The following is a 21,537-nucleotide window of genomic DNA, read 5'->3' on the forward strand; positions in this document are numbered from 1 at the left end:
GAGTTCGACGCGTTCTCCGAGACCGCGTTCGCGACGCCGGCCTGGCGGGCCGTGCACGACGCGGTCCGGGCTGCCGGGGGCATGGCGGGCGCCGCCGCGCACCCCGCCGGGCAGTGGGTCGAGCACGTGATCGAGCAGGCCCCCGAGACCGTGCGGGGCATCGTCAACCAGCTCGCGGTCGCGCCGCTGCCCGAGGACCGCGAGAACGTCATCCAGGGGTACGTCCAGGGCGTGATCAAGGCGTTCGTGGACCTGGGCCTCACGCGACGCGTCGCGGACGCCAAGAGCCGCCTGCAGCGCCTCGACCCGGCCGCCGACCCCGACGCCTACGGTGCGGCGTTCGCCGAGCTGCTGTCGGTCGAGAAGGAGCGCCGGGAGCTGCGCGAGCGGGTCTGAGGACCTGAGGGCACGCGAGGTCGCCGACGGTGACGCACGCGCCCGCCGAAGGTGACGCACCTGGTCGCCGACGGTGACGCCTGTCGTACGGTGCCCGCGCGGCGTCGGCGCACGTCAGCCTCGTCGTGCGACCGGGACGTGAGGTCGGGGCTGTGGACGACCGACGTGGGGCGCCGAACTCGGACCAGGATGGTGTCCGCCGGCCGGCACCACGCGGGAGATCCCGCACCGTCAGCTCATCCGAGGAGATCAACCATGTCCCGTGCCGTCGCCGTGCCTGTCATCGACCGAAGTGCCGCCCTGATCGTCGCGGGGCTCGCAGCGCTTGCCGCCGCCCAGGTCCTGTTCGGCGCGTCCCTCGCCGTCGGGCTGGGCGGAACCGACTACGCCACGTTCTACGCCACGAACCCGGCCGCCGCGGTCGCGGCCGCCGTGCTCGCCGCCGCCAGCGGGCTCGGGGCCCTGTTCGGGGCGGTGGCCTTCCTGCTGGGTGCCTACCGTGCCGTCGCCAACATGGACCGTTACCTCGCGTTCCGCGTCGCGATCATGCCCCGACGGGTCGAGCCGTCCACTCCTGGAGCGGCAGGCCCCGAGGCGCGCCCGACCGGTCTCGAGCACGCGTCCGGCGCCGTGCGATGAGCGTCACATCGCTGTAGGACGGCCGGTCTGGGCTCCCCGGTCCAGGCGAGATGCAAAAGGCCCCTGGTCTGCGTCTCCGCAGGCCAGGGGCCTCGTGTCCTGCTCCCGCGGTAGGACTTGAACCTACGACCGTCCGAGTAAATGTGCACCTTACTCGAGATGATCTACGGTGAGGCGTGAAGCCGCGAAGTGCCAGGTCAGAGTCCTAAGACGGGTGCTTTGCGGGTCGGGTGAGGATCCTTGGTTTCCCGTGATGAGTCGCTCCAAAGAGGTGGCAAAGACGTGGAAGCAGGTGGCAAGGGGAGGACGGGCATGGGCACCACGCCGCACCGCTGAGGACAGTCCCTGGGTCTACCGCGGGGTCACATTAAGCAACTCCGGGTCAAGGCAAGACGCCCGCATCCGGCACGATCCTCCAGTGCTGTCAGTAGCGCCTCTCGACGGTCTCAGCGTCATCGGTGACGAGCACTGATCACGGGCCACGCCCGTTGTCGATCTGCCGGACCTATGCGGTTCCTGCTCGGGCGCTTGGGACTGACGCGGGGCGACGGGACGTCGCGTGAACTCTCGCTCGTTCAGGGTCGGGGGCCGTGCCTCCCCGACGCGTGGCCGCCTACCGCTGCGGAGCGAGCCCCTCTCGAAGTGGGGGGGGTGAAACGCGTACCTCTCACTAGGTTGATCCTTGTCCCCAGGAGTCACCGTGGGGAACGCCACGCCAAGCGTGGTGCCCGATGAGTCATGCCCGGAGGCAAGTGTGCAGACGAACGATGCGAACACCGTGATCGAGATATCCAACCCGATCCTCACCCCGACGGGACTGGCGTCCCGCTGGGGGGGGGGGGGGGAAGCACCTGGCCGACATGCGGTGCGAGAAGGTCGGTCCGTTGTACGTCAAGCTCGGTGGCATCGTCCGGTACCGGCTCGGGGACGTGGAGACGTACGAGACTCGAAACGTCGTCAAGATCCCTGCCTGAGCGGGACGACGGGGCCGTGATGATCAAGATGGGAGAGCAGGGGGCTCGCCGTGGGGCACATACCGGTACAGAACGAGTGGGCAATGCACATGCTGGACCACTGGCGGGACATCGCGCGCACGCCGGACGCGCCCGGACCAGTGCGCGTGGCGGCCATGGCGTACGGGGCAGTCACCGGCAACGGCCACGTCCCGAGAACCGACAGCGACCTGGCGGAGGCGCTGGAGATCGTCAACACGAGGACGGGCGAGCTCTTCTCGCCGTCGATGGCTTCCGTGAAGCGCTGGCGTAAGGACGCGGTGCGGTACGGCCTGCTCGGCGCCGGCACGTGGGGCAGGTGCCTGGTGTTGCCTGCAGGGGTGAGTACCAACCTCAAGGTGAAGGGCTCGCCGCACGTGGCGTGCCTGATCTGCCGAAACCGCACGCGACAGCAAGGGGCGCGGGTGCAGGATCTGCACCGCCCAGCGGCATGATTCCGCCACTGAGGGGTCCAGGATCTGGACCTCGACGGTGCAGGACCTGCCATCCTGACCGTTGAGATTCCAAGGGAATCTGGTCATCGCCTCTCTGAACCTCTCTCATTGCCGAGACGATGGACTGATCGAGAGGACGTCCACGCCGTCGAGCGTGGACGCGGTATTGGACATGGATGACGTGGCGGCCTGACGGCCGCCCGATGGTCGATGCAGACATCGGCCCCTCCGTCGGTCGGGGCCGCAACTAGTCACACCGTGACGCCAAGCTCGCGGCTTGGCGACTGCAGGTCATCGTTCCCCATGGCCTGGGTCCTACTGCTGGTCACGGCAGATTCATGCGCGCCGTCGGCGCGCGGAACGGAGTCAACTCTGATGGACGACACAAAGTGCGAGGGCTCGACGCCGAGCGGTCGGCGATGCCGCTATCCGGCCCGCACGTGCCGCTACCACGGCGAGCCGTGCGACATGCCCACGAAGAAGGGAACCCTCTGCCGGCGGTCCCGGCACACATGCGAGTGGCACCAGCCGCGATGCGGCCACGACATACCCAAGGGCCCGTGCAAGTACTTCCCCGGGGCATGCCCCGACCATGGTGAGCATGCGCCCGTGCTCGAGCGCAGGTGCCCCGGATGCGGGGCCAAGATTCCGCTCCGCCGTCGGACCTGGGGGGCGTACTGTTCGCCGGTATGTGAGTACCGAGGGCTGACCCTGGCGGCCTGATTTGTAGCGGGCGCAACGAACGATGGGCACCCACCACGGAGGTGCCTGTCGTTCGCTTTGTCAACAGTCAGTTGACGTTTTACGAGACGTCCGCTCCGTACCGCTCGCATCGACTCTACCCATGCCTCTGTTGAACCCGATCGACTGTTCGTGGTCGAGCAGCCGCGGGACGTCTCCTCGAGAGATGGGGAATTCCACGGATACGCGACGTCGGGCTGGGAACGACCGTGGTATCACCTATACTACGGCCCAGCGAGCCTATCTGCGCCGCAGGTGGAGAGCATCGCGGCGAGCGGAGGCGGAGCCAGTGGCGAACAAGCTGGAGATGGGCATTCGTCGCGTAGGCGACCTCATCGACTTCAACCAAGACACGCCAGAAGTCAAGGTCACCCTCGACCGGTCTGAGAAAGGTATCAGCGTTACCGTTCCCTGGTCAGACCCAGACAGCCCGTACGCGCAGTGGTTTCTCCGGGATGGCGGTCGGATCGAGATTCCGCCGCGGCCAGATCCTCTACCAGCGCCGAAGCGCGTGCTTTTCCATGACTCACACGGTTCTGTCTTACTCGTCGGCTGCTTCCCTCGAGGATTCCACAGTAACGTGATGGGCCCAGGCAGCGGGACGCTGTGGGCCCGTGCGGCAATCATGGGTGTGGACGGCGACGTGAACTTTGAGCGCCCACACGGGATGCAGACGGAGATCTCCGGGCTGCGCGCCTGGCTCGGAATCACCTCCTGGCAGGAGGAGTTCGACCGGGCGGACGGTCACCGTAGAGCGCGCCTCCGCTCCCAGCACACACCCGACATCGGGCTGGGCGAGCACGGCGGCGTCTCACTGTGTTTCAGACCGGGCTGGCGGATCGCTCACGAGGACGGCGGAGACCGTCGAATTGTCCACGACCTTGTCCATTGCGTCACGCGAGGCGGTGACCCGCTCGCCTGGGACGAGCACCAGCAGCTCCATCGCGCGATCCGCGATCTCCTCGTGCTTTCACGCTGGCATGCGGAGTCGTGCGTCGTGAGTCGCGTCCTTCACAAGGATGACCCCCTGCGAACTATGGACGGCAAGGAGCATGGCGAGCAATGGCGGGACGTCATCGTTCCTGACGATAGCCCTGCGGTTCCCCCCTCCGGGTTCCGCGATCACCTGCTGAGGTTCGCGGAATTGAAGGAGGAGGGGATCGGGTGCTGGATCGCATTGCGGAACTCCTTCGCTCGAGCGCTTGATCCGGTGATCACCAGCCTCGATATTCGTAAGGCGTCGCCGAGCACGATGCTCGCGCACACCGGGCCGGGCCTGGAAGCCCTTGGATACTTGCTCTTGGTCCGTGACGGAAAGTCAGAACGGGTCGCAGGCAGTGCGACGTTGAGGGAGCGGTTCGACCGTATCCTTGCCGATCTAGGCGACTGCCTCCCGTTCGACGGCCCAACATGGGCCGCCGACACCGCGAAGGCGTACAACGGCTTGAAGCACGCCAACCGCGCCGAGCCGGACCCGGTCGATGTGCTCAACGGTTGGCGCTCGAGCGTCATGGTCGTCCGCGCCTGGGTCGCGATCGAGCTGGGGACGCCAGCTGTTGACGTGAAGGCAAGACTCGCGCGTGATCCGCAGCGCCACCCGTACGTGAAGGCGGAGTGACCGCCGCTACTTTCGGGCACCATGTGGCGCATCTTGAATGTCGTCGCACTGACAGTCTTCAGAACGCTTGTAGACGCCCCTGTACGGCCGCTAGACGGCCGTTGGAGCCCAACCGTGGGATGGCGGCTTCCGTAGGTCTACGTGGGCACCTGAGCACCCTGCCGCGGGCCACGAGAACCAGTTACCAATCCACCTGATTTCCAGTATCGTCCCTCTCATGGCACGACAGCGGATCGCCCCAGGGAGCCACGGGGACATCACCTACACGGCGCTTCGTAAGCGTCCCGGCGGGAAGCCTGAGCGACTCGCGCGCGTCGGGAACACGCATCGCGACCGGGAAGGTCGCCCGGCCAAACCCGACGCCTGGCTGGCGTCGACGAACGTCCGGGACAAGGATGGACGAAAGCGCCAGGTGGCACGGCAGGGGGCCCGCAAAGAGCAGGCTCTCGCAGCGCTACTGGCGGCGCTCGCTGACCGTCACGCACCCACGACGGCCGACATCCGTGCCACGACGCTCGTAGTTGACCTGGCAGATCTGTGGCGCGCCCACGTGGAGCGGGCCGGGCAGGTGTCGACGGAGACCCTGAAGTTGTACAGACTCACGCTCGATCGGCACATCAAGCCCGGAGTGCTCGCAGAACTACAGGTGCGAGAGGTCAACGCAGGAACCGTGCACGACTTTCTGTCCGGCCTGATCGACCCGGAGACCGGCAGGGGCCGAGGATCTGCGAAGACCGCCCGTACCGTGCTGCGTGGCATGTTCGAGCTGGCGGTACGAAACGACGCCGTGAAGGTCAATCCGGTACGGCAGGCCGATCGGGTCCAAGCGCCGACGAAGGCCGTGCGACGTATCGAGAAGGAGAAGAAGGGCCACCTGACGGCGTCAGAGATCGACGCCGTGCTCGCTACGGCAGCGTCGCCCGCTTGGCAGCATCGCGACCTCGCTGACCTGCTGCACTTTCTGAACGGGACCGGAGTCCGCATCGGGGAGGCCCTCGCTCTCACGTGGGAGCGAGTGGACCTGGACGCCAGCACCGTCGAGATCGGCGGGCACACCGTCGTCCGGGTAAAGGGGGAGGGGCTCCGGATAGAAGAGCACGGGTCGACGAAGTCGTTCGACCGCACGCTCACCCTCCCGGCGGCCGTCGCGTCACGGCTGCTCGAGCGGCGTGTGGGTCAAGGGAACAACCCTCTGGGAGTTGTGTTCCCGACGCCCGCGTATGGGACACGCGGCGGCACGACCCTGCGGGACGTGCCCAACACGACCAAGGAGATCCGGAAGGTGTTCGAAGCGGCAGGCGTGACGCTGCCCAAGGGCCAGGGCTCGCACCTTTTCCGTCACACCGTGGGCACGATCCTGCTGCAGAAGGGCGTCCCGATCCGTGACGTGTCTAACCAGCTGGGTCACGTGGCGACCAAGACTACGACCGACCTCTATGCATCGAGGAAGACTGTCGCGCGAGCGGCTGCGGAGCACCTCTAGGGTGCGCAACGCGTGCGGCATCAGAAGGGCAGAACGACTCCCTCGAACCCGTTCTCTAGGACTTCGAGTGCGGAGTCCCGCACCTTCACGGTGCGCTCGGCCGGGTCGATCTCGTCGACTGCCGTGTCAGCTGCGTCCAACCTCTCGGGTCGCTCGGAAGGAGCAGTGAGGTTGCCGAACACGCCGCTTGACTTGACCGTGCGGAAGGTCTGCGCGATAGCGAATTGTTCCTCGACGCTGGTGACCTTGACCACGGTTCGGGCTACAGGGAGTTCGTGTCGACGCTCGGGATCATCGGGATCAGAAAGGTCTATCGTCACGGGGCTGAGGATCGCGAACCGCATCCCGACGTGCACGCCGTCCTCGGCGCCTCGGTTGATGACTAGTCGCTCTCGATCGATGACCCGAACGACTCGTCCGGTGATCCTCTCCGTCATGGCTGCTCCGGATTCTTCTTGATTGCGGACGCGGTTCGGTCCTCTGGATCTCGGACGTGTGGCAGTGCCTCGGCCCAGTCTTCGGCGCTTTCGATCAGCCCTTCCTGCAGAGTGCTCAGGTCGCGGCTGAGCGCGCCCACGGCGTCTCGTACGTCAACGGCAGATCGACCCCTTACCGATGCGGACTCTGCAAGTTCGGTGGCGATCTCTGCTCGGATCGCGAGCGAGGCGAGGCGCTTGAACGCTCGGCGAGCGTATCTGCTGTCGACTCGGTCATCGCGCCCGAAGAGCCAGGCCCCCACGAGCTGGAACACACCCGCTAGGAGAGCGAAGAGACCCAGTTCGGCGCGGCTTGGGTCCCCGTCACCGCCACCCCATAGCGCGAGCACGACGGTTACGGCGACTGATGCCACCAGAAGGAGGCCTCCACCGACGGCATGTGGATGGCTGCCTGCCCACCTTCGCGCGTTGTCGAGTACCCCTGCCACACGTCGAAGAGTACTGCCTACGGGCCGGAATCTGCCGCATCAGGGCCCAGGGCCCCAGCGTTGGCCAGCCAGCGGTGCGGTGGCCATTGAGGTGGCAATCAATGGGGAAGCGCGATGTTGGTGCAAACAGAAAGCCCCGGAATCATGGAGATTCCGGGGCTATCGGCTCCCGCGGTAGGACTTGAACCTACGACCGTCCGATTAACAGTCGGATGCTCTGCCAGCTGAGCTACGCGGGACCGCTCACCCACCGATCTTCACCGGTTGGGCGACCGGAGAAAACTCTATCAGCATCAGAGGGGTAGTCCGGACATCGATCGGACCCGGTCCTCCGCGGCGTCGATCACAGCCCGCGTCCGGGCGTCGTCCAGGTCCACGCCTGCCTCGGCGACGACCTGGGAGAAGAGCGAGCCGTCGCTGTCACGGCGTACGGCGACCTTGGCCGTGCGCCCGCCACCGAGTGTCACGACCTCCGCGAGGACCACCGACGACTGCACCCGTTCACGGACCGTCTGGGCCAGGGCGGTGCGCTTGGCGTCGGCGAGGTGCAGGACCAGGGGAGCGGCGCCGTCGACCCACTCGACCGTGATCGACGCGGTGGCCGGGTCATAGCCCGCCTTGTCCACGTCGCACCACGGGCGAGACGTCGCGGCGTCCCCCGTCGTGGCCAGGACGGTGCGGGTCGCGACCGCCCACGAGCCGCCGACGAGCTGCGCGGAAGCGAGCACCGCGTCCTTCGGGGCGAGACGCAGGGACCTGCGGGCGTCGTCGGGCAGGGAGCTACGGGCGAACAGAGCCATGCCAGACACGGTACTGCCCGCGCGCCCGTCCGGCGCCCGCCTGCCGGTACGCTTGTCCGCCGAGGGGCAGTAGCTCAGTCGGTCAGAGCATCGGACTCATAATCCGCCGGTCGTGGGTTCAAGCCCCACCTGCCCTACTCGTCCTGGTGCTGGGCAACCCGACAGGGGCCCCGACCGGGGCCTCCCGTGCAGCCGGGCTGCGGCGACGAGACGCGAAAGAGCCCCGCCCTCCGAGGAGGGCGGGGCTCGGTCGCGGGCCGCGAGGCCGTCGAGGACGGCCGTCCCTGTGCTGGCGGCCCAGATCGGCGCGCCGGACGGCGCCCCGACGTGAGTGCCTTTCTGCATCGTGCACTCGCCGGTGGTCGGATGCTTGCGCATGCCGAACCCGGACGGACCGGTGCCGGCGGGTCAGGCCTGGTGCCGCGCCTCGGCGGTCACCGACGCGTACCCGGTGCTCGCGGCAGCCCGGTGTCGGCCGCCGTAGAGCGGGGTCTGCGCGGAGCCGAGGACGAGCCGCGTGAGCCAGTCCGGGACGTGGGGCTCGGCCCACCGCCACAGGGCGTACCAGGCGGCGATCGCGGCGGTGGTGACCAGCGCGAGCGTCGCCTCGGACGAGAGCCAGTCCCCGAGAGCGGTCCCGACGTCGCCGGGCAGGTGCGGGAGCAGCCCGCGCAGGACGACGGCCACGACCGCGCCCCACAGGACCGGCACGTAGGTCCGCAGGTAGCCGGGGACGCGTTCGGCGATCGGGGGCGTGCCCATCACGCCGTCGTGAGCGGGAAGGCCGCCACGACCGCGGCGTACTGCGCCGCCGAGACCTGCACGGTGGGCAGCGTCTGGGAGAGCGCGACGTACTGGTCCCAGCCGATGATCGGTGCCGAGCGGGCGCCGGAGACGATGATCGCCGCGTTGGTGGCCTTGTTGAGAATCACAACCATTTTGTCCTCCTGGACGGGAAGCTGGATCGGGACGGGGGGGATCGCGGCGAGGATGCCGGGAATCTGTGCGATGCGTGCGTCGCCGGGGCAGGTCTTGCCGACGCTGGTCGAGTAGTACTGGCCGCCGTCGACCCGGTAGCCGGGGCGGAACGGGGGAGAGGACTCCACACCCAGCCGGTGCCAGGACAGACCACGGGAGCTCTCGCCGACCCGGGAGTCGGTGGCCAGCCGGAGAGGGATCGTCCGATGGGTGTGGGTGATCCAGGTGGACAAGGCCTTGAGGGCGGCGACCTGGGCGGCAGTCCACGCAGGTGGCTGGCCGGTGGTCCAGACGCGTCCGTGCCCGTCCCACGACTCGATCGAGATGGTCGCGTCGTTGCCCTGATAGTCGGCGGCCGAGAAGAAGGCGGTGTCGATGTACTGCTCGACCGTGCCGTTCTCGGCGACGTAGAAGTGCGAGCAGGGGTTTCCGGGCTGGGAGAAGTAGGGATACAGGGACGACGCGTCGCTGACGGCCGTGTGGAAGTTGATGCGGTTGCGGACGGTCGCGCGAACGTTCTCCGTGTTCGCGTGCGGGATCAGGCGCTGGACAGCACCTGGGTAGACGGGCATGTTTCCTCCTTGCATGACGAAGGCCCCGACACGATCGCGTGCGGGGCCGACGGGTGGGACGGACAGGTGCAGGGGAGCCGGGCAGGTCAGGGCGCACCCGGTAGGGCGCGCACCAGCGTGACCAGGACCGCGAGGAGCGACCCGAGCCCGACGATCGAGGAGACGACGACCGAGGCGACGGTCCAGCCGGACGTTCCGGCCCTGGTCCCGGCCGCCGCGTTCCTCTCGAGGTCGCCGATGCTCACGGAGTGGGCGGCGGTGATCCGGTCGGTGGCGTCCAGGCGGCGCGCGTGCTCCTCGAGTCGCGCCGTCTGCGCGGCGAGCGCAGCGTCGATCTTGCCTTCGAGACGGGCGAGGGTCACCGGGGCGGAATCGGCCGACCGGTGCTCGGGAGCGTTCATGGTCGATCGGTGCCGATCGCCTCGCAGGGCGTACAGCTCCACCGCATGACGTACCTCCTCGGCGGGTCGGGTGCAGGACAGGTGGGGGCGAGCCCCGTCGCCGGTCCTGAGGATCCGGACGACGGGCGCCGTGGCGCCAGGTCGAGGTCTCGTCGCGGCAGGAGCACGCAGGCGTGCTCTTCGGACGGTCGAGACACGGGTGCTCGCGAGCATGCCCGACGACGTCGGCCCGGGGTCGGCGCCGGTCGGGTGGCGGGGCCGACCGGGCCGTCGAGGCCGCGGGCACCGACCGCCACGGAACGATCACGGCCCGGTTCCCTCGGCCTCGGCCTCGACAGGTGCGACGAGCCTCACGACGGCCTCGGCCGTGGTGATCCAGGCGGCGCGGCGCAGGGGGCCGAGGTCGTCCCAGTGCCCGAGGGGGTCCGTGGTGTGACGGGCGTACATCAGGGCCGCGACGCCCTCGACGAGCGTCGCGCCCTCGGGGACGGCGGCACCGTTGCCGTCACGGTCGAGCACGATGCCGAGGTGCCCGGCGATCACCGGGACGGCGTTGGACAGGAAGGAGAGGCGACGAGCGTCGAGGTAGGGGTCTGGTCCGGTCACGGCGGGGCTCCTGTTCGTCGAGCGGGGTGGGCGGGTGGCCGTGGCGACCCGTGCGGGCGGGGACGGGGCGCACCGGCCGGTGCGGTCGGTCATGCTGCCGACGGACCTGTCCGCTCCTCGCCGTGACCGGTGTCCGCTGGTCCGGCATCGCCGCCTGGCAGGCTGGGGCTCGCGCGCTCGCTCGGTGTCCTGCCGCCGTACATCCCGAACCGCAGGGCGCCGGGGCTGCGGGACTCCGCCGCGAGGGCTTCGTCGAGACAGGGGGTGGCGACACGGCAGGTGCCACAGATTCGGCGGGCCTCGTCGTAGGCGGTCGGGTGCTCCGAGGCCGGGTGCCACGGGTCGCCCCGCAGCGCGTGGTCCCAGCCTCGGCAGGTCGCGTCCAGGCGCCACTCGGCGGGCTCGCGGGTCGAGAGCCGTCCGGTGGTTCGGGCGAGCGACGTGGCGCGCAGGTCGGTCATCGGTCCTCCTCGGTGTCGTGGCCGCGTGGTGGGTCGAGCTGGTGGAGACCCGCGTCGTGCGCCTGGTCGCGCAGCGCGTTCCGGACGGCCGCCTCGCCCGTCGGGTCGCGGTAGCCGAGGACCGAGCGGAGAAGGTCGTCGGGGTCGACGTGCTGCATCTGCTCGGCGCGTCGCTGGATCCTGAGCGCGAGCCGTTGGGTCTTGCTGCGCCCCAGGTCGATGCCGTGGTCGCCGGCGAACGTCCGGATGCGCCGTTCCCAGCCCGTGAGGGAGATGGGCATGGCGAAGGCTCCTGGTCTCTTCGTCCGTGGCGTACCTCGGAGCGGGGGTGTTGGGGGTCTGTTCAGGCGGAGGTCGTGAGGTCCTGGACGGTGGAGAGTGCGAGCGTGGTGGTGCCGAGCGCGCTGGCGAGCGCCTTGATCTCGCGGACCGTGAAGTCGCCGTGCTGGTGGAGCTTGCGGTCGAGCGAGACGAGGGGGATGCCCGACGACGCGGAGAGCGAGAGCGTCGTCAGTCCGGTCTCCTGTCGAGCCGTCTCGATGTTGGCGGCCACTGCTGAGGTGTAGTGGTTGCTGTCCATAGTGGCAACCATACTGCCCATCTGGGCAGTGCGCAAGATGGGCGTGACCGTGTTCCTGGCACTGGCGCTGCCTGATCGAACAGGTACGCTGCCCGTATGGACATCAACGAGGCAACTGCCCGTGCCATCGCGGCGGAGCGGGCGATCAGTGGGCTGACCGTTCGCGAGCTCGCCGCCAGGGCGGGGATCCCGGAGCGCTCGCTCATGCGCGTCCTCCAGGCGGAGCGCGAGATCAAGGTCGTTCAGGTGGCGCAGCTCGCCGAAGCCTTCGACATCCACCCTCACGAGATCCTCGAGCGTGCCGAGGTGATCCTCGCGCGAGCCGAGAGGGACCGGCCGGCGCTCGAGGCGACCGTGCACGCGTTCCCCTCGCGGCCTGCGGCAGGTGGTACTACGGTCGCCGAACCGCGAGTCATCGCGGCGATGGAGGACTACGACGGAGAGGACCTGGTGGCCGAGATGGAGAGCCACGAGGAGCAACCGTAGGAGCGTGGACATGTACGACCTGATCGAGCACGCGGAGTCGCTGGGTCTCGAGGTGCTCTTCGACGACCTCGGGGCCAGGCATGCTCACATCCGAGAGGACGGCGTCGTGGTGATCAACGAGAGCCGTTCGCATCTGCTGCAGAGGGTTGCTCTCGCGCACGAGTGCGGTCATCACGTCCACCGCCACGTCCACATGGTCGGGGCTCGTGAGTCGAGGCAGGAGTGGCAGGCCGACGAGTACGCCGCGAACCTGCTCTTCGGCCCCAGGGAGTATGCCCAGGCGGAGCGCATGTACGGGCCTGACGTCACCCTGATCGCGCGTGAGCTGGGCGTCCCTGCCCGGATGATCCACGCCTGGCGGCGTGCCTGGCGTGCGAATGCGCACCGCGTCCCGCGTGGCTTCGTGGCGTTCGGCTGACAGGTCCCCGTCTGATCGTCGCAGCCGACGGCGTGCGGTCGGCCCCGCATCGATGGTGCGCCGACCGCACGGCAGCAGGGATGCCGCCGAGTCCGCAGCCCGGGTGCAGGTGACGGGCGACGGCACGAAGCACGTGCTCGACGTCCGTGGTCGTCGCGGCGGCTCCCGCCGAGGGCTCGCCGCGCGCCGACACCTCGCCGGGCGTTCCATGGGAGGCATGGTGCTGCAGATCCGCCGCGTCTACGCGGACCCCACGCCCGACGACGGCTGCCGCGTCCTGGTCGACCGGCTCTGGCCGCGGGGGTTGAGCAAGGAACGTGCTCAGGTGGACGTGTGGCTCAAGGAGGTAGCGCCGTCGACCGCGCTGCGCACCTGGTTCCACCACGACCACGCGCTGTTCGACGAGTTCGTCACGCGCTACCGCGCCGAGCTCGACCAGAACCCGGCGGTCGACGACCTGCGGGCGATCGCCGCCGAGCACCCGGTCGTGACCCTGCTGTACGGCGCCAAGGACGAGCAGGACAACCAGGCGGTGGTGCTGCGCGACTACCTGGTGACGGGGGCCTGACGGGGCGCCGGCACCACCGGCACCGGCGACCAGCCCCTGCTGCCTCGCCTGAGCGGCTCCAGGGCCCCACCAGCGGCCGACGGGTCACGAAACGTCCCATACCTCCCGGAGGCCCGGATCGTCACGTTCGGCGAGCGAGCGGCGCCAGGTCGTGACACGATGCCACGTCCGCTCGACAAGAAGGAGAAGCATCGTGCCCACCGGTACCAACCGCACCACGTCAGGGACCGCCCAGCGGCTCCAGCAGAGCAAGGGCCTGCGGGTCCTGGCCCGCGCCGGCTACGCCGTCAGCGGTCTGCTGCACATCATGATCGGGATCATCGCGGTGAGGATCGCGACCGGATCGGGCGGTGGAGAGGCCGACCAGACGGGCGCGCTCCAGGAGATCGCCGGGACGACCGGGGGAGCGGTCGTGCTCTGGTTCGCGGTCGTCGCCTTCGTCGCGCTCGGACTCTGGCAGGTCCTCGAGGCGATCGCCGGTACGAGCGGCGACGCCAAGGACCGGTCGGCGTTCCGCGCGAAGTCCGCCGGCAAGGCCGTCGTCTACCTGGCGCTGGGGGCGTTGACGTTCCAGGTCGTGAGCGGGGCGGGCGGCGGGGGGCAGCAGGACACGCTCACGGCGTCGCTCCTCTCGAACGGCGCAGGCAGGGTGCTCGTAGGCGCTGTCGGGGTCGGCATCGTCGTGACCGGTGTCTACCACGTGGTCAAGGGCTGGAAGAAGCGCTTCCTCCAGGACCTCGAGGGCAACGCCGGCGGCCAGGTCGGTCATGCCGTCGTCGTCCTCGGGCGGGTCGGGTACATCGCCAAGGGGATCGCGCTCGGCGTGCTCGGGGCGCTCGTGGTGGCCGCCGCGGTGACGGCCGACCCGGCGAAGGCGAGCGGCCTCGACGCGGCGCTGCGGACCATCGGCGACCAGCCTTTCGGTGCCTTCCTGCTGGCCGCCACGGGCGTCGGGTTTGCCGCCTACGGCGTGTACTCGTTCGCCCGTGCCCGGTACGCACGGATGTGAGACGGCCACGGGCGCCATGGAAGAATGGCGCCCATGGCGATGAGAGAGATCCGTGTGATCCCGGACCCCGTGCTCCGCACCCCGTGCGACGAGATCACCACCATCGACGACCGGGTGCGCTCGCTCGTCGCGGACCTGGTCGAGACCGTCGACCACGAGGGCCGGGCCGGCCTGGCCGCCAACCAGATCGGCGTCAACCTGCGCGCCTTCTCGTGGAACATCGAGGACGAGATCGGTTACGTCCTCAACCCGAAGATCGTCGAGCTGTCGGACGAGATCCAGGACGGTGACGAGGGCTGCCTGTCGGTCCCCGGGCTCTGGTATCCCACGCGACGCGCCTGGTACGCCCGGGTCGTCGGTATGGACCTCGACGGCAACGAGATCACGGTCGAGGGGACCGAGCTCATGGCTCGTTGCCTCCAGCACGAGACGGACCACCTGGACGGCATGCTCTATCTCGACCGCCTGGACCGGGCCGTCCGCAAGAAGGCCATGCGGGAGATGCGCGCCCAGCTCTGAGTCGCACGACGGCGTTCCCCTCTCCCGGCCCAGCCCAGCCCTGCGCTGGGCCCCGCGGAGAGGGGGACGCCGCGTCGTCCCGAGCGAGCACGACTGTCGCGTGGCGCGACCGCATAGGGGCAGAAAGGCGCGCCGGGGAGCCTTACCGCAGCGAGGCGAGAACTGCCATGGGGAGTCCTCCCCTCGCGATCCGGTCGACTCTCAGGCAAGATATGGCTCGTATACCGCTGGTTGATCAGGCATGATGATCCACCCCTGGTGAGGACGTTGGGGAAGACGAAACCTCGACCTAGGGAGGAAAGACATGACTGGTGCCATCACACGCGGTGTTCTTTTCGTGCACTCGGCGCCCCGGGCGCTGAGCCCGCACCTGGAGTGGGCTGCCGGGAACGTCCTGGGCGTGCGCGTCACGCTGGACTGGACCGAGCAGCCTGCTGCGCGCGACCTCTACCGGGCGGAGCTCGCCTGGCAGGGCGTGCAGGGAACCGGTGCCCGCCTCGCCTCGGCGTTGCGCGGGTGGTCCCACCTGCGCTACGAGGTCACCGAGGACGCGAGCCACGGGGCCGACGGCGCCCGCTGGTCCCACACCCCAGACCTCGGGATCTTCCACGCAGTGACCGACGTGCACGGCAACGTCATGATCCCTGAGGACCGGGTGCGAGCCGCCCTCGAGGTCGCGCACGACAACCGCGCCATGCGCGACGCACTGCACCTGGCCCTCGGCAAGGCGTGGGACGACGAGCTCGAGCCCTTCCGGCACGCGGGCGAGGACTCGAACGTGCGCTGGCTCCACCGCGTGGGCTGACCCTCTTCTCACCCCCCACGGGGGACCTGGCGACCTCACCGTCGCCCGATGCCTGCCGGCTACTAGGAACCGGCAGGCATCGTCGTTCGCGGGGGAGTCGTCGGCGGGCGGGACGACGACGAGCCCTCCTCGTCGTCCGTGCTGGCCGAGCCATGGCCCGTGACGGCGCCGACCGGCTGGAGGACGCTGTCACCGCCCGGTGGGACAGGGGCGGCCTGCGGCGTGCCGGGCCGCCGCCGCACGCGGTCCCACCCGCGCCGCAGCGCGGGTGCCAGACGGCGTTCGACGGCCTGGTAGGTCACGTCCCGGATGAAGATGGCGTCGATGGCGATCATGGTCATCGAGAAGTACATGAGGCCCATGAGCACGCCGATCCCCAGGTGCATGCCCGTGATGGCGACGAGGGCGAGGATGCGGGTCGAGCGACGAAGCAGCAGGAACGGGAAGAAGAGCTGCACGAACACCGCGCTGTAGCTGAGGATCGCGACGAGCACGCCCGAGCGCCCCATGACCTCGGTCAGGGCGGGCCAGGTCGAGAACTCGTCGAGCTGGAACACGTAGTAGATCGCGGTGCCGTGCTGCCACATCCCGCCCTGGATCTTGTACATGGCCGAGGCCACGTAGACCACGAAGATCTGGAACGCGATGAGCACCACGGCCCCGTTGTGCAGCAGGGTGGCGAGCCACGCCCAGGACGCGGAGGGCGAGGGCTTGCCGGCCGCCTCGGCCGCGCGGCGCCGTCGGGCATCGAGGGACCACCTGCCCGACGTGTCCACGAAGACCATGTACAGCAGCACCATGCGCATGAGCTGGATGCCGCCGTCGCCGATGTACGCGTTGGTACGGAACAGCGCGATGTACAGCACCAGCAGCACCGGGATGACGATGCGCGAGCGCCAGCCCAGCACCAGCAGCACCGAGAGGGCGATGAGCGCGAGGTACTGCAGGTCGAACGCCCAGGGCGGGGCCGAGCCGTTGAAGAACGTGTCGAGCCACGACGGGAACTCGTCCACCTCGACCCGACCCTGCGCGAAGGTGCGCCCCGCACCCCACGCCAGGCTGCGGTCGCCCCAGTTGGCCGCGAGCTGCACCGCGATGATCAGGCCGAAGCCGATGCGCAGCACCGCGACGCCGTAGGACGCCTTGCGGGAGTCGAGCATCCAGGACTCGCCGGCCGCCCAGGTGCTCCGCACCCAACCGGTCGCGCTCGCCCAGAGGCCGGTCGTGCCCGTGGCGCCGGTGTCGCTGCTCATGAGACCCACTCTCCGAAGACGCCGCTGAAGCCCGCGCGGGCCTCGGGGGTGACCGGCGACGGGTCGCGCCAGCCCAGCCGGGTGAACTGCTCCTCCGGGCGCTGGATGCCCGGCATGAGCCGCTGCTCGAACGGCACGACGCCCTGCGTGGACGTGCTCATCTGGATCGCGACGAGCTCGGAGCCCGGCCACAGGTCCATGGCGGCGAGCGTGCCGAACTCGTAGAGCGAGTCCTCGGACAGCAGGTACGAGTCCATGCCGCTCACGCTCATGCCCGTCCCCAGCAGTGCCCGCGTGAGGTCCTGGCGCCCGCTGGTGCCGTCGGCCGAGACGTGGTCCGAGTGGACGACGGCCTGCTGCTGGCCCTCGAGGGCGCTGTACGACGTCGTGTAGAAGCGGTTCATGCTGACCGGGATGCGCCAGGTGCGCGTCGGCAGGATCTGGTGCCGGACCTGCTCGTTGAAGACGTCCCCCAGGTTGGCCCACTCCGAGACGGTCTCGACGCCTGCCGCGTCCTGGGTGGTCGCGCGCACCCACACGCGCAGGTCGACCGACTGCGGGTCCGGCGCGAAGATCTGCCAGTTCTGCGCGAACAGCGGGTACATGTGCTTGGACGTGACCGGAGAGGCCTTGTCGTTGATCGCCGACGTGGGCGCGGCCCAGAGGAAGGTCGAGAACATGTGGAACGCGACCAGCGCGGCCACGACGACCAGGGCGGTGCGTTGCACGACCGTGCGGGAACCCGCGGAGCTCACCGTGTACCTCCACATCGAGGACGGCCCGGACGACCGCGTTCGGGGAATGATAACCGGTGCTAACGATTCCACGGAATCCCCGACCTACCTCGCGCACGCCACGAGGCGCACGTCGCGAGAACCACGACGCCCGGCGGCGGTGAGGACCAGGTCCATCCCGCCGCCGGGCGTCGTCAGGTCTCCGGGCTCACGCCCAGGCGAGGGTCAGGCGTTCGTCACCACGAGGGCCACGTTGTGCCCACCGAAGCCGAACGAGTTGTTGATCGCGGCGATGTCGCCCGCGGGAAGCTCGGCCGGGACGTCGCGCACCAGGGGGACCTGGAGCTCGGGGTCCGGCTGCGCGACGTTGATCGTCGGGGGAGCCAGGCGCTCGTGCACGGCCTTGACGGTGAAGATGGTCTCGAGCGCACCCGCACCCCCCAGCAGGTGGCCCGTCATGGACTTGGTCGCCGAGAGCAGGACGTGGTCCGCGTCGTCGCCCAGCACGGTCCGGATCGAGCGGGTCTCGGTGAGGTCGCCGACCTTGGTCGAGGTCGCGTGGGCGTTGACGTGCACGACGTCGCGCGCCTCGACCTGCGCCTCGGCGAGCGCGCGGGTCATCGCCGCGACCTGGCCGCGACCCTCGGGGTCCGGGGAGGTGATGTGGTAGGCGTCGGCCGACAGGCCCACGCCGCCGATCCGGGCGTAGACGCGTGCGCCGCGGGCCGCGGCGTGCTCGGCGCTCTCCAGCACGACGACGCCCGCACCCTCGCCGATGACGAAACCGTCACGGTCGACGTCGTAGGGGCGCGAGGCTCCCTGAGGGTCGTCGTTGCGCAGCGAGAGCGTGCGCGAGGCCGCGAACGCGGCGATCGGCATGGGGTGGATCGTGGCCTCGGTACCGCCGGCCACGACGACGTCGGCGCGACCCGCGCGGATCATGTCGATGCCGTAGCCGATGGCCTCGGCGCCTGACGCGCAGGCCGAGACGAGCGCGTGCGCACCGGCACGGGCGCCGAACTCGAGCGAGACGTACGCGGCGGGGGAGTTGGGCATGAGCATGGGGACGGTCATGGGCAGCATGCGCCGTGCGCCGCGCTCCTTGAGGGTGTCCCAGCCGTCGAGGGTGGTCCAGATGCCGCCGATGCCCGACGACACGACCGCGCCCAGGCGGTCGCCGTCGACCTCGGGGCTGCCCGCGTCGGCCCAGGCCTCGCGCGCCGCGATCATCGCGTACTGCGTCGAGGGGTCCATGCGCTTGATCTCGGGGCGCGGGAGGACGTCCTCGGGCTTGACCTTGATCTGGGCGGCGAACGTCACCGGGATCTCGTAGCGCTCGGCCCAGTCGTTCTCGAGCGGGCGAGCGCCGGACTGCCCGGCGAGGGCGGCGGCCCACGTGGAGGCCACGTCCCCACCGAGCGGCGTGGTGGCGCCGAGGCCGGTGACGACGACGTCGCGGAGGGAGGTCATGGCAGCTCCAGGTGTCTGAGGGGGAAGAGAAGGGGGGGCGGGCAGGCCCGCGGTTAGTCGCCCCCCGGGCCGCACCCGCCAGGTCCGCGGGACCTGGCGCAGATCAGAAGATCAGGCCTGCGCGCCCGTGATGAAGGACACGGCGTCGCCGACGGTCGCGAGGTTCTTGACCTCTTCGTCGGGGATGCGGACGCCGAACTTGTCCTCGGCGTGCGTGACGATCGTCATCATCGACAGCGAGTCGATGTCGAGGTCGTCCGTGAAGGACTTCTCGGCGAGGACGGCGTCCGTGGGGAGGCCGGTCTCTTCGCTGACGATCTCCGCGAGACCAGCGAGGACTTCCTGCTCGGTGTAAGCCATGGGGTTTCTCCTTGTGATGGGTGCCGGGGCCGTCCGGCACCGGGAACTTGCTGTGGAACGGTGGAAAGGTCGTGCGTCGCCCGCACCTGGTCGGACCGCGGGGAGCACGGTCCGGGGGACGGACAGGATGATTCTCCCCTACGGGAGGACGATCACCTGCGCCGCGTAGACGAGCCCGGCGCCGAACCCGATCTGCAGCGCCAGGTCTCCCGACCTCGCGAGCCCCTCGGCGAGCAGGCGCTCGGTCGCGAGCGGGATCGAGGCGGCCGAGGTGTTGCCGGTCTCCGCGATGTCGCGGGCGACCGCGACGGACTCGGGCAGGCCGAGCTGCTTGATCATCTGGTCGATGATGCGCATGTTGGCCTGGTGCGGGATGAACGCCTGGACGTCCTGAGCGGTCACGCCGGCGGCGGCGAGCGCCTTCTCGGCGATCGGTGCCATCTGGAACGCGGCCCACTTGAAGACGGTCTGCCCGTCCTGGCGCAGGGTCGGCCACCCCAGCTCGGGGTGCTCGCGCAGGTCCGACCACGCGTGGGTCTGGCGGATCGCGGGAGCCTTGCCGCCGTCCGAGCCCCAGATCGTCGGGCCGATGCCGGGGGTGTCCGACGGGCCGACGACCGCGGCGCCTGCGCCGTCGCCCAGCAGGAACGAGATGGAGCGGTCCGTCGGGTCGACGAAGTCGCTCATCTTCTCAGCGCCCACCACGAGGACGTGCTGTGCGGCGCCCGAGCGCACCAGGGCGTCGGCCTGCGCGATGCCGTAGGCGTAGCCGGCGCACGCCGCCGAGACGTCGAACGCGGCCGCAGGGGTCGCGCCGATCCGGTCCGCGAGCACCGCCGCCGCGGCGGGCGTCTGGTGGAAGTAGGTCGTGGTCGCGAACAGGACCGCGTCGATGTCGGCGCCCGTCAGGCCCGCGGCCGCGATCGCCTTGAGCGCCGCGGCCTCCGCCAGGTCGATCACGTCGACCCCGGCGCCCGCACGACGGCGCGTGACGATGCCGGTCCGCTGACGGATCCACTCGTCGGACGAGTCGATCGGCCCGGCGAGGTCGTCGTTCGTCACGACGTTCTCGCCGCGGACCCCGCCGATGCCGAGGACGCGCGAGTACTCGGCCCCTGCGGCCTGACGGATGGTCAGCGCGCTCACGCGGTGGTCTCCCCGGCGACCGCGCCGCCGGGAGCGTCGTCGGCACCAGCGGCCGCCGAGGTGCCCGCGGCGTCGCTGTGGCGCGCGACGAGGTCACGGGCCTTGTCGATGTCCGCGGTCGACTTGACCGCGACCGTCTCGACACCGGGAAGCGTGCGGCGTGCGAGGCCCGTGAGGACCCCGCCCGGCGCGAGCTCGAGGATCGCGGTCACGCCGAGCGCCGCGAGCGTCTCCTGGCACAGGTCCCAGCGGACCGGGGCCGCGATCTGGGCCGTGAGGCGCGAGAGCACGTCCTCCTTGACCCCGAACAGGCCACCGGACTCCGCACCCGAGATGCTCGCGTACGAGGCGCCGTCGGCGTTCGAGAGGAACGGCAGACGCGGGTCCGTGGCGTCCCACCCGGCGGCGACCGGGGCGAACGCGTCGAGCGCGGGCTGCATGAACGGCGTGTGGAACGCGCCCGCGACCTGGAGCGGGATCACGCGCGCCTTGGCGGGCGGGTTCGCGCCCAGGGCCGTGATCCCCTCGAGCGAGCCCGCGGCGACGACCTGGCCGCCTCCGTTGACGTTCGCGGGCCACAGGCCTGCGGCCTCGATCGCGGCGAGGACCTCCTCGGCGTCGCCACCCACGACGGCGGCCATGCCGGTCGGGGTCGCGGCGGCGGCCTCGGCCATGAAGCGCGCGCGGGCCGTCACGAGGCCCACCGCAGCGGCGTCCTCGAAGACGCCTGCGACCGCGGCGGCGGCGAACTCGCCGACCGAGTGGCCGGCGGTCACGTCGGCGACCTCGCACGTGTCGCGGCCGTCGAGGATCGCGCGCAGCGCGACCAGCGAGGCCGACACGATGAGCGGCTGGGCCACCGCGGTGTCACGGATGGTGTCGGCGTCCGACTCGGTGCCGTGGGCACGCAGGTCGAGGCCGGACGCGGCGGAGAACGCGTCGAGCTGCGCGGGGACCCCGGGCAGCTCGAGCCAGGGGGCGAGCATTCCGGGGGACTGGGAGCCCTGTCCAGGGCACAAGACGGCTAGCACCCGTCAACTGTGTCAACCAGGTCACCCGCCGTGACGTCACGACGCGCACCAACCTTGTCCAGGCCGTTTGTGCCGAACCTACAAGAGACGC

General features: G+C 69.8%; 26 protein-coding genes, 2 tRNA genes and 1 pseudogene. 12 read left to right on the forward strand and 17 right to left on the reverse strand.

Annotated features, from left to right (window positions below):
* The 5 genes and pseudogenes from H9652_RS19655 to H9652_RS05810 form a co-directional block, all read left to right on the forward strand.
* A pseudogene (locus H9652_RS19655) lies at window positions 1-396 on the forward strand (DNA primase); the annotation flags it as partial.
* Window positions 397-651: 255 nt separating this feature from the next.
* Window positions 652-1,035 (forward strand): hypothetical protein, encoded by a 384-nt coding sequence (locus tag H9652_RS05795; RefSeq protein ID WP_191795406.1) that lies wholly within the window; start codon window positions 652-654, stop codon window positions 1,033-1,035.
* 1,057 nt (window positions 1,036-2,092) lie between these two features.
* The gene (locus H9652_RS05800) at window positions 2,093-2,482 is read left to right on the forward strand and encodes a hypothetical protein (protein ID WP_191795407.1); all 390 of its coding nucleotides are present in this window, start codon (window positions 2,093-2,095) and stop codon (window positions 2,480-2,482) included.
* A 1,030-nt stretch (window positions 2,483-3,512) separates the two neighbouring features.
* Window positions 3,513-4,841, forward strand: coding sequence for an ApeA N-terminal domain 1-containing protein (locus H9652_RS05805; protein ID WP_191795408.1), 1,329 nt, complete (start codon window positions 3,513-3,515; stop codon window positions 4,839-4,841).
* A gap of 217 nt (window positions 4,842-5,058) precedes the next feature.
* The gene (locus H9652_RS05810; protein ID WP_191795409.1) at window positions 5,059-6,324 is read left to right on the forward strand and encodes a tyrosine-type recombinase/integrase; all 1,266 of its coding nucleotides are present in this window, start codon (window positions 5,059-5,061) and stop codon (window positions 6,322-6,324) included.
* Window positions 6,325-6,344: 20 nt separating this feature from the next.
* On the opposite strand, the gene H9652_RS05815 is transcribed toward H9652_RS05810, so the two are convergent.
* From H9652_RS05815 to H9652_RS05830, 4 genes are all read right to left on the reverse strand, one after another.
* Complete coding sequence (locus tag H9652_RS05815; protein WP_191795410.1) at window positions 6,345-6,761, reverse strand: FlgT C-terminal domain-containing protein; 417 nt, start codon at window positions 6,759-6,761, stop codon at window positions 6,345-6,347.
* Window positions 6,758-7,174, reverse strand: coding sequence for a hypothetical protein (locus H9652_RS05820; protein ID WP_191795411.1), 417 nt, complete (start codon window positions 7,172-7,174; stop codon window positions 6,758-6,760). The genes H9652_RS05815 and H9652_RS05820 overlap by 4 nt, the downstream gene beginning before the upstream one ends.
* A gap of 241 nt (window positions 7,175-7,415) precedes the next feature.
* Window positions 7,416-7,488 (reverse strand) — tRNA-Asn (locus H9652_RS05825).
* A gap of 54 nt (window positions 7,489-7,542) precedes the next feature.
* Entirely contained in the window at window positions 7,543-8,049 is a 507-nt protein-coding gene (locus tag H9652_RS05830; protein ID WP_191795412.1) for a hypothetical protein, read from the reverse strand.
* 63 nt (window positions 8,050-8,112) lie between these two features.
* Between H9652_RS05830 and H9652_RS05835 the strand changes: the two genes are divergently transcribed.
* A tRNA-Ile gene (locus H9652_RS05835) sits at window positions 8,113-8,186 on the forward strand.
* Between the two features lie 271 nt (window positions 8,187-8,457).
* Here the strand turns inward: H9652_RS05835 and H9652_RS05840 are convergent.
* From H9652_RS05840 to H9652_RS05870, 7 genes are all read right to left on the reverse strand, one after another.
* Window positions 8,458-8,811: a hypothetical protein gene (locus H9652_RS05840; protein ID WP_191795413.1), complete on the reverse strand. Its 354-nt coding sequence runs from the start codon at window positions 8,809-8,811 to the stop codon at window positions 8,458-8,460.
* Window positions 8,811-9,599, reverse strand: a complete 789-nt coding sequence (locus H9652_RS05845) for a peptidoglycan recognition protein family protein (protein WP_191795414.1) — start codon at window positions 9,597-9,599, stop codon at window positions 8,811-8,813. The genes H9652_RS05840 and H9652_RS05845 overlap by 1 nt, the downstream gene beginning before the upstream one ends.
* Before the next feature lie 86 nt (window positions 9,600-9,685).
* Window positions 9,686-10,000: a hypothetical protein gene (locus tag H9652_RS05850; protein WP_191795415.1), complete on the reverse strand. Its 315-nt coding sequence runs from the start codon at window positions 9,998-10,000 to the stop codon at window positions 9,686-9,688.
* A gap of 303 nt (window positions 10,001-10,303) precedes the next feature.
* Window positions 10,304-10,606: a hypothetical protein gene (locus H9652_RS05855; protein ID WP_191795416.1), complete on the reverse strand. Its 303-nt coding sequence runs from the start codon at window positions 10,604-10,606 to the stop codon at window positions 10,304-10,306.
* Between the two features lie 89 nt (window positions 10,607-10,695).
* The gene (locus H9652_RS05860) at window positions 10,696-11,067 is read right to left on the reverse strand and encodes a WhiB family transcriptional regulator (RefSeq protein ID WP_191795417.1); all 372 of its coding nucleotides are present in this window, start codon (window positions 11,065-11,067) and stop codon (window positions 10,696-10,698) included.
* Window positions 11,064-11,348 (reverse strand): hypothetical protein, encoded by a 285-nt coding sequence (locus H9652_RS05865; protein ID WP_191795418.1) that lies wholly within the window; start codon window positions 11,346-11,348, stop codon window positions 11,064-11,066. Before H9652_RS05865 ends, H9652_RS05860 begins: the two co-directional genes overlap by 4 nt.
* A gap of 62 nt (window positions 11,349-11,410) precedes the next feature.
* On the reverse strand, window positions 11,411-11,647 hold the full coding sequence (locus tag H9652_RS05870; protein ID WP_191795419.1) for a hypothetical protein: 237 nt from the start codon (window positions 11,645-11,647) through the stop codon (window positions 11,411-11,413).
* A 96-nt stretch (window positions 11,648-11,743) separates the two neighbouring features.
* Here H9652_RS05870 and H9652_RS05875 point away from each other — a divergent pair, with 96 nt between their 5' ends.
* From H9652_RS05875 to H9652_RS05900, 6 genes are all read left to right on the forward strand, one after another.
* Window positions 11,744-12,133 (forward strand): helix-turn-helix domain-containing protein, encoded by a 390-nt coding sequence (locus H9652_RS05875; protein ID WP_191795420.1) that lies wholly within the window; start codon window positions 11,744-11,746, stop codon window positions 12,131-12,133.
* A 10-nt stretch (window positions 12,134-12,143) separates the two neighbouring features.
* Window positions 12,144-12,551 (forward strand): ImmA/IrrE family metallo-endopeptidase, encoded by a 408-nt coding sequence (locus tag H9652_RS05880; RefSeq protein ID WP_191795421.1) that lies wholly within the window; start codon window positions 12,144-12,146, stop codon window positions 12,549-12,551.
* 217 nt (window positions 12,552-12,768) lie between these two features.
* Window positions 12,769-13,119: a DUF488 domain-containing protein gene (locus H9652_RS05885; RefSeq protein WP_191795422.1), complete on the forward strand. Its 351-nt coding sequence runs from the start codon at window positions 12,769-12,771 to the stop codon at window positions 13,117-13,119.
* Window positions 13,120-13,312: 193 nt separating this feature from the next.
* The gene (locus tag H9652_RS05890) at window positions 13,313-14,128 is read left to right on the forward strand and encodes a DUF1206 domain-containing protein (protein ID WP_318244002.1); all 816 of its coding nucleotides are present in this window, start codon (window positions 13,313-13,315) and stop codon (window positions 14,126-14,128) included.
* Between the two features lie 33 nt (window positions 14,129-14,161).
* Window positions 14,162-14,647: a peptide deformylase gene (gene def / locus H9652_RS05895; RefSeq protein WP_030151681.1), complete on the forward strand. Its 486-nt coding sequence runs from the start codon at window positions 14,162-14,164 to the stop codon at window positions 14,645-14,647.
* Window positions 14,648-14,951: 304 nt separating this feature from the next.
* Window positions 14,952-15,452: a DUF3145 domain-containing protein gene (locus H9652_RS05900; RefSeq protein WP_138824133.1), complete on the forward strand. Its 501-nt coding sequence runs from the start codon at window positions 14,952-14,954 to the stop codon at window positions 15,450-15,452.
* Window positions 15,453-15,514: 62 nt separating this feature from the next.
* Here H9652_RS05900 and H9652_RS05905 read toward each other — a convergent pair whose 3' ends face one another.
* The 6 genes from H9652_RS05905 to H9652_RS05930 all read right to left on the reverse strand — a co-directional run bounded on the left by H9652_RS05905 (window position 15,515) and on the right by H9652_RS05930 (window position 21,446).
* Window positions 15,515-16,705 (reverse strand): HTTM domain-containing protein, encoded by a 1,191-nt coding sequence (locus tag H9652_RS05905; protein WP_191795423.1) that lies wholly within the window; start codon window positions 16,703-16,705, stop codon window positions 15,515-15,517.
* Window positions 16,702-17,460 carry a DUF5819 family protein gene (locus tag H9652_RS05910; RefSeq protein ID WP_191795424.1) on the reverse strand — a complete coding sequence of 253 codons (759 nt, stop codon included), beginning with the start codon at window positions 17,458-17,460 and terminating at the stop codon, window positions 16,702-16,704. Before H9652_RS05910 ends, H9652_RS05905 begins: the two co-directional genes overlap by 4 nt.
* 204 nt (window positions 17,461-17,664) lie before the next feature.
* Complete coding sequence (gene fabF / locus H9652_RS05915) at window positions 17,665-18,909, reverse strand: beta-ketoacyl-ACP synthase II (RefSeq protein WP_030151685.1); 1,245 nt, start codon at window positions 18,907-18,909, stop codon at window positions 17,665-17,667.
* Window positions 18,910-19,020: 111 nt separating this feature from the next.
* The gene (locus H9652_RS05920; protein WP_030151686.1) at window positions 19,021-19,269 is read right to left on the reverse strand and encodes an acyl carrier protein; all 249 of its coding nucleotides are present in this window, start codon (window positions 19,267-19,269) and stop codon (window positions 19,021-19,023) included.
* 138 nt (window positions 19,270-19,407) lie between these two features.
* On the reverse strand, window positions 19,408-20,415 hold the full coding sequence (locus H9652_RS05925) for a beta-ketoacyl-ACP synthase III (protein ID WP_191795425.1): 1,008 nt from the start codon (window positions 20,413-20,415) through the stop codon (window positions 19,408-19,410).
* Entirely contained in the window at window positions 20,412-21,446 is a 1,035-nt protein-coding gene (locus tag H9652_RS05930) for an ACP S-malonyltransferase (protein ID WP_191795426.1), read from the reverse strand. Before H9652_RS05930 ends, H9652_RS05925 begins: the two co-directional genes overlap by 4 nt.
* Window positions 21,447-21,537: the final 91 nt, after the last annotated feature.

Source organism: Oerskovia rustica, assembly GCF_014836555.1.
Lineage (GTDB): Bacteria > Actinomycetota > Actinomycetes > Actinomycetales > Cellulomonadaceae > Oerskovia > Oerskovia rustica.

What these genes read in the sequence shown, in the direction of transcription:
- H9652_RS05795 (WP_191795406.1), top strand. Translation starts at nt 652, where the DNA reads ATGTCCCGTGCCGTCGCCGTGCCTGTCATCGACCGAAGTGCCGCCCTG.
- H9652_RS05800 (WP_191795407.1), top strand. Translation starts at nt 2,093, where the DNA reads ATGCACATGCTGGACCACTGGCGGGACATCGCGCGCACGCCGGACGCG.
- H9652_RS05810 (WP_191795409.1), top strand. Translation starts at nt 5,059, where the DNA reads ATGGCACGACAGCGGATCGCCCCAGGGAGCCACGGGGACATCACCTAC.
- H9652_RS05815 (WP_191795410.1), bottom strand. Translation starts at nt 6,761, where the DNA reads ATGACGGAGAGGATCACCGGACGAGTCGTTCGGGTCATCGATCGAGAG.
- H9652_RS05830 (WP_191795412.1), bottom strand. Translation starts at nt 8,049, where the DNA reads ATGGCTCTGTTCGCCCGTAGCTCCCTGCCCGACGACGCCCGCAGGTCC.
- H9652_RS05840 (WP_191795413.1), bottom strand. Translation starts at nt 8,811, where the DNA reads ATGGGCACGCCCCCGATCGCCGAACGCGTCCCCGGCTACCTGCGGACC.
- H9652_RS05845 (WP_191795414.1), bottom strand. Translation starts at nt 9,599, where the DNA reads ATGCCCGTCTACCCAGGTGCTGTCCAGCGCCTGATCCCGCACGCGAAC.
- H9652_RS05850 (WP_191795415.1), bottom strand. Translation starts at nt 10,000, where the DNA reads ATGAACGCTCCCGAGCACCGGTCGGCCGATTCCGCCCCGGTGACCCTC.
- H9652_RS05860 (WP_191795417.1), bottom strand. Translation starts at nt 11,067, where the DNA reads ATGACCGACCTGCGCGCCACGTCGCTCGCCCGAACCACCGGACGGCTC.
- H9652_RS05865 (WP_191795418.1), bottom strand. Translation starts at nt 11,348, where the DNA reads ATGCCCATCTCCCTCACGGGCTGGGAACGGCGCATCCGGACGTTCGCC.
- H9652_RS05870 (WP_191795419.1), bottom strand. Translation starts at nt 11,647, where the DNA reads ATGGACAGCAACCACTACACCTCAGCAGTGGCCGCCAACATCGAGACG.
- H9652_RS05875 (WP_191795420.1), top strand. Translation starts at nt 11,744, where the DNA reads ATGGACATCAACGAGGCAACTGCCCGTGCCATCGCGGCGGAGCGGGCG.
- H9652_RS05880 (WP_191795421.1), top strand. Translation starts at nt 12,144, where the DNA reads ATGTACGACCTGATCGAGCACGCGGAGTCGCTGGGTCTCGAGGTGCTC.
- H9652_RS05885 (WP_191795422.1), top strand. Translation starts at nt 12,769, where the DNA reads ATGGTGCTGCAGATCCGCCGCGTCTACGCGGACCCCACGCCCGACGAC.
- def (WP_030151681.1), top strand. Translation starts at nt 14,162, where the DNA reads ATGGCGATGAGAGAGATCCGTGTGATCCCGGACCCCGTGCTCCGCACC.
- H9652_RS05900 (WP_138824133.1), top strand. Translation starts at nt 14,952, where the DNA reads ATGACTGGTGCCATCACACGCGGTGTTCTTTTCGTGCACTCGGCGCCC.
- H9652_RS05905 (WP_191795423.1), bottom strand. Translation starts at nt 16,705, where the DNA reads ATGAGCAGCGACACCGGCGCCACGGGCACGACCGGCCTCTGGGCGAGC.
- fabF (WP_030151685.1), bottom strand. Translation starts at nt 18,909, where the DNA reads ATGACCTCCCTCCGCGACGTCGTCGTCACCGGCCTCGGCGCCACCACG.
- H9652_RS05920 (WP_030151686.1), bottom strand. Translation starts at nt 19,269, where the DNA reads ATGGCTTACACCGAGCAGGAAGTCCTCGCTGGTCTCGCGGAGATCGTC.